Below are 10,127 nucleotides of genomic sequence, written 5' to 3' on the forward strand. Positions count from 1 at the left end.
GCCCCGCACAGGGGCGACGCCTGAAGCACGCTAACGTAACGCGGATGCCAGCGCAGAGTCAAATCGCGGATGCCAGCGAAAAAAGGCCAAAACACCAAACAGCGACGACGCATGAAGCAAGACACCAAACCGCAACGCATGAACCCCAAAGGAAAATCCCGAACACCAAAAGCATCGAAAATCCGCACGCACGTGCACAAATCCCCGTGAACGTTTGCGGAACCAATCCCTGAAAAGCATCATTTTTTTCTATGCTTTCTGGTTAAAGAAAGCTGATTCAAAGGTCGTTAATCAATTCGGTGCCGGACGTCTGGCCGCTTCGTTACAATGAAGCAAGTCAGTCATCGATAAGACTCTTCGCCGCCGCGTGCTGTACTCGTATTCGGAGCTCGACTGGAGGCAAATTTTTTGCCCGGGGACCCTTCATGAACGACGATCAACACGATCAGGTGCTTTTCGCCCGATTCGGAACGAGCAGCCCCTGCTGGCGCCTGTCGAGCGACAGCAATGCGCTCGAACTGACGCCCGAAACGGATGACGACAAGGCCACGGTCGCCATTGCCCTGTCCGGTGCGCAGGCCGCGCAGATCCGCAGGCTCACGGGCGTCACCGCGCATCTGACCATGGACGTGCGCCTGTCCGGCGAAGCACTGCGTCTGCATCTCGTCGGCAAGAAACTCAACAGCAGCACCTGGGCGGGCACGGCTTCGGCGTACGAAGACACCGAGTCCGTCGCGCGCGATCTGGTGCATGGGCTGTCGTTCGCCGAGCAGGTCGTGTCAGAAGTCAATTCCGTCGTCGTGATCGTCGACAAGAACGGCCGCATCCAGCGCTTCAACCGGCTGGCCGAAGAACTCACGGGCATGAAGGAAGAAGACGTGGTCGGGCGCAGCGTCTGGGCGCTGTTCATGTCGTCCGAAGCGGGCGCGGCGTCGAGCCAGAACATCTCGGGCTTCTTCAATCAAGGCGTCGCGTATGAAGTCGAGCGGCGCGTGCGCACCGTGCACGGCGAGCGGCTTTTCCTCTTTCGCAACAAGTTCGTGATGAGCGGCAGCGGCGTCGACGAACAGTTTCTGATCTGCTCGGGCACCGACATTACAGAGGAACGCCGGGCCCAGGAACGCCTGTCGGAACTGGCGAACACCGATTCACTGACAGGCCTGCCCAATCGCAACGCGATTCACGACAAGACGCGCGCGGCCATCGCCAGCGCGGCGGCGGGCGAAGCCGTCGGCATCCTGTTTCTCGATCTCGACAACTTCAAGAAGGTCAACGACCACTACGGCCATGTGTTCGGCGACCGGCTGATCCAGGATGTGTCGTCGGCCGTGCGCGAGTGCCTCGCCGACGACGACACGCTCGCGCGCCTGGGCGGCGACGAGTTCATCGTGTTGTCGCCCGTTGCGTCCGTCGCGTCGATGGAAGCGATGGCGCAGCGCATTCTGGAGCGGCTGCGCGTACCGTTCAGCCTCGGGCTCGTCGAGGTCTACACGGGCTGCTCGATCGGCATCGCGATGTTCCCGGAGCATGGCGACAGCCTCGAAGCGCTGATCCGCGCAGCCGACACCGCCATGTACGTCGCCAAGGACGACGGCAAGCGCACCTATCGCGTGTTCTCGCCGGAGATGAACCGCAAGGTCGCCGAGTACATGTGGCTCGATACGAACCTGCGGCGCGGCCTCGAAGAAGGCCAGTTGACGCTGCACTATCAGCCCAAGCTGTCGCTGGCCACGGGCACCGTGTACGGCGTCGAGGCACTGGTGCGCTGGAATTCACCGGAGCGCGGGCAGATCATGCCCGCCGCGTTCATTCGCTACGCCGAAGAGTCAGGGCTGATCGGACCGCTTGGCCGCTGGGTCATGGAGACGGCGGCCGAACAGGCTGCCCAATGGAAATCGCGCGGGCTGTCGCTGCGTGTGGCGATCAACGTGTCGGCGCGGCAACTGGTGGATACGGCCGTCGTGTCGCACTTCACCGAGGCCTTGCAACGCGCGCAGCTCGATCCTTGCCTGCTCGATATCGAGCTGACGGAAAGCTGCCTGATCGAAGACGAAGCAGCCGCGATCGATCTCATCACGCAATTCCGCAATCTCGGCGCGCAGGTCCATCTGGACGATTTCGGCACAGGTTATTCGTCGCTGTCGCAGCTCGGGCGCATTCCGCTCGACGTGATCAAGCTGGACCGCAGCTTCGTGAGTTCGATCAACGCGGACAGGAAATCGCAGGCGCTGGTGCGTTCGATGGTAGCCGTCGCGCAGGCGCTGCAATTGAAGGTAGTGGCGGAAGGGATCGAGACGGAATCGGAAGAACTGTTCATGAAAGGACTGGGCGTCGAATATGTGCAGGGCTTTCTCTACGGTAAGCCGATGCCCGCAGCCGATTTCGAGCGCTGGCTGCATGACAGGCAGAAGATCCGCTTGATCGCCTGAACCCCCGAAAAGTTCGCTGGATCATCGGGATCTCCCGCCTGGCCGTCGATACGGCTGATTACTGCGTATTGCATGCTGCCTGATGCCTTTGCTACGTTGATGGTTGCGTCAATACCTGACGGGTGCAGACGGAGCGCGTGAACCTTGAGCGCGGGGGCGTTCTGCCAATCAGACTACCGTCCTTCCTGCTTACGCAACGTTCATCGCAGCCGGGCGCAGATTGCCCGCACGGCGGTTTTGCAGCATCACGAGCCGCTCCATGAAGGCGAGATCCTTCTCCTCGATCGTGAACGCGGACTGCACCCAGTCTTCCGTAATTTCCATCAGTTCGGCACGCGACAGCTGCAGCACGCGCTGACGCGCCCGCACCATCGCGCGGATGCCGTTGAGCTTGGGGCGCAACGTGTCGATGAAGGTGCGCGTGGCGATATACGCCTCGCCCGGCTCGAACAGCTGGTCGACGAGGCCGCGGCTCTCGTGCCACTCCGCCGTGTGCGACTCGCCGCCGCCGATCAGTTCTTCCGCGAGGCGCATGCCCGCCTTGCGTGCAACGAGCGAATAGCCGCCCATGCCCGGAAACAGGTTGAAGGCGATCTCCGGGAAGCCCATCCGCGCGTCGTTCTGCGCGAGTACGAAATGATGAGCGAGCGCCGCTTCAAAGCCGCCGCCGAGTGCGCTGCCCTCGACCATCGCAATCGAAATCGCGCCGGTATCGAAGCCGCGCGCCGCCGCATGCACGCAATCGACACAGGCGCGCGCATACGCCATCAACTCCTGGCGTCGGCCTGCGCGGATTGCGTCGGCAAAAAAGCTGAGATCGCCGCCGACGTTGAACATGGTCGGAATCACGGAGCCTGTCACCCAAAAATCGATGCGCACATTGGAATCGCGCGCGGCCCGCGCGAGTTCGAGAATGTCGTGCACCAGTTCGAGGTTGAAGCATGGACGCGGTTGCGCGCGCAACATCATCCACATGACGTTGCGCTCTTCTTCGTAATACGCGGAGATTTGCGACAGCTTGCCAGCTTCGAGGAACGGACGGCAGGCGTGATGGTTTTGCAGATTCATTTTGACTGGTCCTTTTGAAGTTAAAAACCCGGGTGAAGCATTGCGAGCCTAAAACAGACCAGAATCTGGTGGGGCGGCCTAACCAACAGAAGCATGCAGTTCTTCATAAGTATGGCGACGCCCGCTGGGCGGGCTTCTTGCCAGGCGCGGCTGGCGCAAACGATTGCCGCCTGAAATAAAACTTCGAACACGCGTTTTCACCGCCGCTTCAATAAGGGCACAAAGCGGTAATTAGAATATCTGTTTTAATTCCGGCGAATGCGTGCGGCGAACGTTTTAGTGCAATCCGAAATTATTCTGATTGCATTGTTTTGTGAATTCGTGGCGAGCAGGGGCAAAAAGCGGCAAACGGGCAAAACCGCCGCTGTCAGTCGTGCTGTGCAGTCGGTGCTCGACGCGCGCCGTCGATCGGTGCGCATGCAACGGCATGCGCAGTGACGGTGCGCTTTACTGCAAGCGCGCGGACCAGCGATCGGCGTTTTCCTGCGACAGGCCTGCCGCGAGCGCGGCCTCGCGGATCTGCCGCCACGTCTGCGGATCGACGGGAATGCCGTTGGCCTCGCGCTCGGCGCGCGTCGCGCGCTCCGGCTCGCCCGGCGCATAAATGCGCTCCGCGCCGCCCGCGAGCGGCGACGCCTTCACCCATTCGACGAACGCGTCCGCCTCGGCCTCGGCGTTGGGCGCATCGAATGCGGCGGGATCGGCGATCACCGACAGCATGCAGTTGATGATCGCATTGGTCTTTTGCAGCGTGTCCTCGTGGGTCGTGTAGCCGCCCGACAGCGCGCCGCCGAAAATCTCGCACATCGCCGCGAGGCCGAAGCCCTTGTGCCCGCCCGCCTGTCCGCCGACCGGCATCAGCGCGCCGAACGGCGCTTCCATCATCACTTTCGGCTCGACGGTCGGCTCGCCTTCGTGGTCGATCAGCGAGCCGGGCGGCACCTGCTTGCCCTGGTTGTACGCCACGCGCGTCTTGCCGTAAGCGACGGCGCTCGTTGCGAAGTCGAGCACGAGCGGCGCCTTGCCCTCGCGCGGAAAGGCCGCGCAAAACGGATTCGTGCCGATGCGGCGGTCCGCGCCGCCGAACGGCGCAACGAGCGGATCGCCCGCCACGTTGACGAAGTGAAACGACGCGAGGCCCGCCTTCGCGCACTGCTCGGCCCAATGCCCGATCCGCCCGATGTGATGCGCGTTGCGCAGCGCGACGGCGCACACGCCGAGCTTTTTCGCACGCTCGATGCCGAGTTCCATCGCCTCATGCGCGACGACCTGGCCGAAGCCCTTGCCGCCGTCGACGGTCAACACTGCGCCGACATCCTTCACGACGCGCGCGTGCCCATTCAGCTTCAACTCGCGATCGCGCAGCGAATCGACATAGCGCGGGATCATGCCGACGCCATGCGAATCGTGTCCCGTGAGATTGGCCGCGACGAGGTGATCGGCGACGAGCTGGGCTTCACGCGGCGAACTGCCCGCCTGCTCCCATATCGCGCGCACGTAGGCGTGCAGGTGGTCGACGGGAATACGGGGAGCGTGCGTGTCGTTCATTCGATGATCGGTTCGTCAAAGGAAACAGATAGACAGTGAGAGAAGCCGCCGGCTTCTCTCACGCGAAATAACGCTTCAGCGTCGAACGTTCGGGACGGACCTCAAGGCGCGGCGGCGATCACCTCGGCGACCGCCGCGGTCAGCTTCTTGCCGTACGGCACATGCAGGAACTCGTTCGGACCATGCGCGTTGGACTTCGGCCCGAGCACGCCGCACACCATGAACTGCGAGGTCGGAAAGCCCGCCTTCAACACGTTCATCAGCGGGATCGTGCCGCCCTGCCCGATGAACGCGACGTCCGCGCCGAAGTGCTGGCGCGACGCGTCGTTCAGCGCCGTGCCGAGCCACGGCGCGAGTTCCGGCGCGTTCCAGCCCGTCGCGGCGCCCGCGTCCGGCTTGAACGTGACCTTCGCGTTGTACGGCGGATCGAACTCCAGCAGCGACTTCAGCTGCTGCACCGCGTTTTCTGCGTCGACGAGCGGCGGCAGACGCAGCGACAGCTTGAACGCGGTGCGCGGACGCAGCACGTTGCCCGCATCCGCGAGCGACGGCAGACCCGCCGCGCCCGTCACCGACAGCGACGGACGCCACGTCGAATTGAGCAGCGCTTCTTTCGGATCGGTGGTGGTCGGCAGCACGGGGCCGCCGTCCTGGCCGCAGGCCCACGGCAGTTTTTTCCACACGTCGTCGCCGAGAATCTTCGCGGTCGCTTCGGCTTCGTCGAGACGGTCGAGCGGAACCGGGCAATGGAAGCCCTTCGGCAGCAGCGTGCCGTCGGCGGCGTCTTCGAGGCGCTCGAACATTTGCCGCATGATGCGGAAGCTCGACGGCGCGATGCCGCCGTAGCCGCCCGAGTGAATGCCCTCGTCGAGCACCTGCACTTCGAGGTCGCCGGACACGAGGCCGCGCAGCGACGTGGTGAGCCACAGCTGATCGTAGTTGCCCGCGCCCGAGTCGAGGCACACGACGAGGCCGACCTTGCCGAGCCGCTCGCGCAAGGCGTCGACATACGGCAGCAGGTCGTAGCTGCCCGACTCTTCGCAGGTTTCGATCAGGCCGACGCAGCGCGGCCGTTCGATGCCTTGCGCGTCGAGCGCGGCCAGCGCCGTGAGGCTGGCGTAGATCGCGTAGCCGTCGTCAGCGCCGCCGCGGCCATAGAGCTTGCCGTCTTCGAGCTTCGGCGTCCACGGGCCGAGGTCGTTGCGCCAGCCGTCGAACTCCGGCTGCTTGTCGAGGTGACCGTACAGCACGATGGTGTCCGTGCTGCCCGAGCGCGTGGCAGGCGATTCGAAGAAGATCACGGGCGTGCGGCCCGGCAGACGCACGATTTCCAGCTTCAGTCCGCGCACGGGCTGCTGCTCCGCCCATTTCGCGGCTTCCGTGATCACGCGCTCGATATAGCCGTGCTTTTCCCAGTCGGCATCGAACGCCGGGCTCTTCGCGGGCACGGCAATGTAGTCGGTAAGCGCCGGCACGATCTCGTCGTTCCATTTGCGATCGACGAATTCGCGCAGTGTGTCGTGATTCAGCTTTTGAGCCTGTTGGGTATCGTCGGAGATCATGATGGCGGGATCCGGTGCAGTCGAAACGCACATGATAGACCTTACGGCGCGGCTTGCCGAATTCGTGTGAACCTCATGTAAACAACAAGGGCGCCTGCCTTGCAATCGCCCTTCAAACCGCAAGCGAACGATGCCCGATCGCGCGACAATGGAAAGATAGATGGCACGTCTGTGGAGGCTCGATGAACACCGTGATGATGATACAAGGCGTCGCGGCCTTCGCCGCGCTGGGGCTGTACTTCCTGCCGTCCATCATCGCCGACCGCCGCAAGCGCTACGACATGCTGACCCTTGCCCTGTTCAATGCATGCATGGGCTGGACGGTGTTCGGCTGGATGATCGCGATGTACTGGGCGTGGCAGCCGAATCCACCCGTCAATCTGGAAGGCGAAGTGGTGCGCTCGCGGCGCATCATCAGCATGCGAAGCTTTACGAAGGGGCTCGGCGAGCGCGTGCGGATGCGCGAATCGCGCGACCGTTCGGCCAAGTAGCACGCAGCCTGCCGCTCAACGACCAGGACCTCACGATGCAAATCACTCCGTTCCGGATTTCGATTCCCGACTTCGAGCTTGCCGCGCTCAAGACGCGCCTCGCGCAAACACGCTGGCCCGACACGTTCGACAGCGCGCCCTGGGCGCTCGGCACCGACATGAACTATTTGCGCGATCTCGTCGATTACTGGGCGAGCGGCTACGACTGGCGCGCGACGGAAACGCGGCTCAACCAGGAGCCGCAATTCGTCGCGCAGCTCGGCGATCTGGCCGTGCATTTCGTGCATCGGCGCGGCACGGGGCCGAAGCCCTACCCGCTCGTCATCACGCATGGCTGGCCAGGCTCGTTCATCGAGTTCGCCGAACTGTTGCCGCAGCTGTGCGACCCGGCGTCGTTCGGCGCGGACCCTGCCGACGCATTCGACGTCGTCGTTCCGTCGATGCCCGGCTATGGCTTTTCGGAACGGCCTTCGAAGCCGGGCATGTCGGTGTTCGCGATCGCCGGCCTGTGGGTGGAGCTGATGCGCGGCCTCGGCTACACGCGCTTTGGCGCGCAGGGCGGCGATCTGGGCGCGGCGGTGTCGATCGCGTTGGCGGCCGGCCATGCGCAGCATGTCGACGGCATTCATCTCAACTTCCTGCCGAGTTCATATGCGCCGGGCGTCCCGCCCGACGATCCGTCCATCACGCAGGAAGAGCGGGATTTTCTCGCATCCAAGGCGGTATTTGCCGATGCCGAAGGCGCCTACGCGCACCTGCACGCGACGAAGCCGAACACCGCGGCGTTTGCGTTGAACGATTCGCCGGCGGGACTGGCTGCGTGGATCGTCGAGAAATTCCGTGCGTGGAGCGATTGCGACGGCGACGTGGAGCGCGTGTTTTCAAAGGACCAGTTGCTGACCGATCTGTCCTTGTACTGGCACACGCAGACGATCGGCTCGTCGATGCGGCTCTACGCGGAAACGCGCGCGCGGCCATTGCGCTTCGAGCCCGGCCAGCGTGTCACGCCGCCGCTCGGCTTTGCGCGCTTTCCGAAGGAGATCAGCCGGCCGCCGCGTTCGTGGATCGAACGTGTGTTCAACGTCACGCAGTTCGCGGATATGCCGCGCGGCGGGCACTTCGCTGCGATGGAACAGCCTGCGCTGCTCGCTGAGGAGATTCGGCGTTTTTTCCGGCCGCTGCGCGGCTGAGCGTTCAATCGCGCGTCGTTATCGACGCTAGCGACGTTATCGACGTTATCGACGCGACTGTGCAAGCGTATCGAAGCGCTCGCGCGCGGCGTCGAGCGCGCCGCCGTGCGTTTCCGCCCAGCGGTCGAGCGTGACGAGTGCGTCGCTCAACGACAGCCCGAGCGCGCTCAACCGATATTCGACATGCAAAGGTTTCGTGCCGCACACGTCGCGGATCACGAGGCCGTTGCGCTCCAGTTCGCGCAGCGTCTGCGACAGCACCTTCTGCGAAATACCGCCAATCTTGCGCAGCAGCGCGTTGTTGCGCATCGGTCCGTTTTGCAGCGCGGGCAGGATCAGCAGTGTCCATTTACTCGCGATCAGTTCAAGCGCGAGCCGCGACGAACAGGCCTCGTCGAATACGTTGCCTGGGTGCTGCGCGTCGTGCGGGACGTCGACGGAATGGTCCGGCGCGGACATTGCCATGGTTACCAGAAGGTGCGTAATGGTCAGCGGGTCACTATACCTCTACGCTGCGTCCATTCTTCAAATGGAGGTAGTGATGGCGTGGTTAATCCTGCTCGCGGCGAGCGTCGTTGAAATCCTGATGGGTCTCGCGCTCAAGTATGCGAATGGCTGGACGCGTTTCTGGCCGAACGTCGGCGGCGTGGCGGCCGCGCTTGCGAGCGTCTTCCTGCTGACGCTCGCGATGAAGCACCTGCCCGCAGGCACCGCGTATGTCGTGTGGACGGGCATTGGGTCGATGGGTATCACGCTGCTCGGCATCGTGCTGTTCGGCGATCCCGTGTCGGCGCCGCGCATCGCGTGCATGGCGATGATCGTTGGCGCGGCGGCGGCGCTCAAGTGTATCGACGGGTAGTGCGGTTTTTGTATCTGGCACGCGACGGCAGCGCGCGAAACAATTCGCTGTTCGCGCGACTGGCGCTCAATCGAGGTGGATCACCACCGGGGAGCGCGAACCGGGATGCAGATCCCGTCATGCCGCGCGCCTGGGCCTTGCCTTGATCGTTCGATCGGTCTTCCTTCAAGGAGCTCACGCAATGCCTCAAACCTCGCATCTCGTTGCATTTGCCGTTGTCGCGCTCGGTATGGCGCTCACGCCCGGGCCCAATATGATCTATCTGATCTCGCGGTCGATCTGTCAGGGGCGCGTGGCTGGTCTGATTTCGCTTGGCGGTGTGGCGCTGGGTTTCGTGGTTTATATGTTCTGTGCCGCGTTCGGCATTACGGCGTTGCTGCTTGCTGTGCCGTTCGCGTATGACGCGCTGCGGTTTGGTGGCGCGCTGTATCTGCTCTATCTCGCGTGGCAGGCTGTGAAGCCGGGCGGACGCTCGCCGTTCCAGGTGCGCGATCTGCCCGTCGATAGTCCGCGCAAGCTGTTCACGATGGGCTTTATCACGAATCTGCTGAATCCGAAGATTGCGGTGCTTTATCTTTCGCTGCTGCCGCAGTTTGTTGATCCGCAGTATGGGAGTGTGCTTGGGCAATCGCTGATGTTCGGTGTGGTTCAGATCGTGCTGAGCATTTCGGTTAATTCGGCCGTCGCGATGACGGCGGGATCGATTGCTGTGTTTCTCGCGAGGAAGCCGACGTGGGTCGTGGTGCAGCGGTGGATGATGGGGACGGTGCTTGCTGGGCTCGCGGTTAGGATGGGGATGGACGCGGGGCGGTAGGGTTTTGATGTTTTGGTTTTGGTTTTGGTTTTGGTTTTGGTTTTGGTTTTGATGTTGTGTTCTTGGCTGTTGCGCTGGCATCCGCCTCATGACCCCGCGCTGGCATCCGCGATTCGTTAGCGTGCTTCAAGCGTCGCCCCTGTGCGGGGCGGCACCTACTTTTCTT

The 10,127-nt window shown here is 63.1% G+C and carries 10 protein-coding genes and 1 riboswitch; of the genes, 6 read left to right on the forward strand and 4 right to left on the reverse strand.

Annotated elements, in window-relative coordinates; translation table 11 throughout:
- A partial coding sequence (locus KFO72_RS40040) for a hypothetical protein (RefSeq protein ID WP_225034401.1) occupies window positions 1-233 on the forward strand: 233 nt, incomplete at its 5' end.
- A gap of 192 nt (window positions 234-425) precedes the next feature.
- Window positions 426-2,429, forward strand: coding sequence for a cyclic di-GMP phosphodiesterase (gene pdeR / locus KFO72_RS40045; RefSeq protein ID WP_062916667.1), 2,004 nt, complete (start codon window positions 426-428; stop codon window positions 2,427-2,429).
- A gap of 189 nt (window positions 2,430-2,618) precedes the next feature.
- On the opposite strand, the gene KFO72_RS40050 is transcribed toward pdeR, so the two are convergent.
- The 3 genes from KFO72_RS40050 to KFO72_RS40060 all read right to left on the reverse strand — a co-directional run bounded on the left by KFO72_RS40050 (window position 2,619) and on the right by KFO72_RS40060 (window position 6,607).
- A complete protein-coding gene (locus tag KFO72_RS40050) occupies window positions 2,619-3,497 on the reverse strand; it encodes a crotonase/enoyl-CoA hydratase family protein (RefSeq protein ID WP_054934984.1) in 879 nt (292 codons plus the stop codon).
- A gap of 447 nt (window positions 3,498-3,944) precedes the next feature.
- Window positions 3,945-5,045 (reverse strand): malate/lactate/ureidoglycolate dehydrogenase, encoded by a 1,101-nt coding sequence (locus KFO72_RS40055; protein ID WP_054934986.1) that lies wholly within the window; start codon window positions 5,043-5,045, stop codon window positions 3,945-3,947.
- A 101-nt stretch (window positions 5,046-5,146) separates the two neighbouring features.
- Window positions 5,147-6,607 (reverse strand): M20 family metallopeptidase, encoded by a 1,461-nt coding sequence (locus tag KFO72_RS40060; RefSeq protein WP_062917414.1) that lies wholly within the window; start codon window positions 6,605-6,607, stop codon window positions 5,147-5,149.
- Between the two features lie 182 nt (window positions 6,608-6,789).
- On the opposite strand from KFO72_RS40060, the gene KFO72_RS40065 reads away from it, so the two are divergent.
- Together KFO72_RS40065 and KFO72_RS40070 are read left to right on the forward strand one after the other, a co-directional pair.
- Window positions 6,790-7,098, forward strand: a complete 309-nt coding sequence (locus KFO72_RS40065) for a superinfection immunity protein (RefSeq protein ID WP_054934988.1) — start codon at window positions 6,790-6,792, stop codon at window positions 7,096-7,098.
- A gap of 35 nt (window positions 7,099-7,133) precedes the next feature.
- Entirely contained in the window at window positions 7,134-8,288 is a 1,155-nt protein-coding gene (locus tag KFO72_RS40070; RefSeq protein ID WP_054934989.1) for an epoxide hydrolase family protein, read from the forward strand.
- 45 nt (window positions 8,289-8,333) lie between these two features.
- Here KFO72_RS40070 and KFO72_RS40075 read toward each other — a convergent pair whose 3' ends face one another.
- Window positions 8,334-8,747, reverse strand: coding sequence for a winged helix-turn-helix transcriptional regulator (locus KFO72_RS40075; protein WP_060606407.1), 414 nt, complete (start codon window positions 8,745-8,747; stop codon window positions 8,334-8,336).
- Between the two features lie 82 nt (window positions 8,748-8,829).
- Here KFO72_RS40075 and KFO72_RS40080 point away from each other — a divergent pair, with 82 nt between their 5' ends.
- Together KFO72_RS40080 and KFO72_RS40085 are read left to right on the forward strand one after the other, a co-directional pair.
- Window positions 8,830-9,147, forward strand: a complete 318-nt coding sequence (locus KFO72_RS40080; RefSeq protein WP_225034403.1) for a DMT family transporter — start codon at window positions 8,830-8,832, stop codon at window positions 9,145-9,147.
- A gap of 45 nt (window positions 9,148-9,192) precedes the next feature.
- Window positions 9,193-9,290: riboswitch (ZMP/ZTP riboswitch) on the forward strand.
- A 38-nt stretch (window positions 9,291-9,328) separates the two neighbouring features.
- A complete protein-coding gene (locus KFO72_RS40085; protein WP_225034405.1) occupies window positions 9,329-9,961 on the forward strand; it encodes a LysE family translocator in 633 nt (210 codons plus the stop codon).
- Window positions 9,962-10,127: the final 166 nt, after the last annotated feature.

It is taken from the genome of Paraburkholderia sp. XV, from assembly GCF_020177535.1.
GTDB classification, from domain to species: Bacteria; Pseudomonadota; Gammaproteobacteria; order Burkholderiales; family Burkholderiaceae; genus Paraburkholderia; species Paraburkholderia caribensis.

Excerpts from the sequence above, each read along its gene's own strand:
- KFO72_RS40055 (WP_054934986.1), bottom strand. The coding sequence starts at position 5,045 with ATGAACGACACGCACGCTCCCCGTATTCCCGTCGACCACCTGCACGCC.
- KFO72_RS40070 (WP_054934989.1), top strand. The coding sequence starts at position 7,134 with ATGCAAATCACTCCGTTCCGGATTTCGATTCCCGACTTCGAGCTTGCC.
- KFO72_RS40085 (WP_225034405.1), top strand. The coding sequence starts at position 9,329 with ATGCCTCAAACCTCGCATCTCGTTGCATTTGCCGTTGTCGCGCTCGGT.
- KFO72_RS40060 (WP_062917414.1), bottom strand. The coding sequence starts at position 6,607 with ATGATCTCCGACGATACCCAACAGGCTCAAAAGCTGAATCACGACACA.
- KFO72_RS40075 (WP_060606407.1), bottom strand. The coding sequence starts at position 8,747 with ATGTCCGCGCCGGACCATTCCGTCGACGTCCCGCACGACGCGCAGCAC.
- KFO72_RS40050 (WP_054934984.1), bottom strand. The coding sequence starts at position 3,497 with ATGAATCTGCAAAACCATCACGCCTGCCGTCCGTTCCTCGAAGCTGGC.
- KFO72_RS40080 (WP_225034403.1), top strand. The coding sequence starts at position 8,830 with ATGGCGTGGTTAATCCTGCTCGCGGCGAGCGTCGTTGAAATCCTGATG.
- pdeR (WP_062916667.1), top strand. The coding sequence starts at position 426 with ATGAACGACGATCAACACGATCAGGTGCTTTTCGCCCGATTCGGAACG.
- KFO72_RS40065 (WP_054934988.1), top strand. The coding sequence starts at position 6,790 with ATGAACACCGTGATGATGATACAAGGCGTCGCGGCCTTCGCCGCGCTG.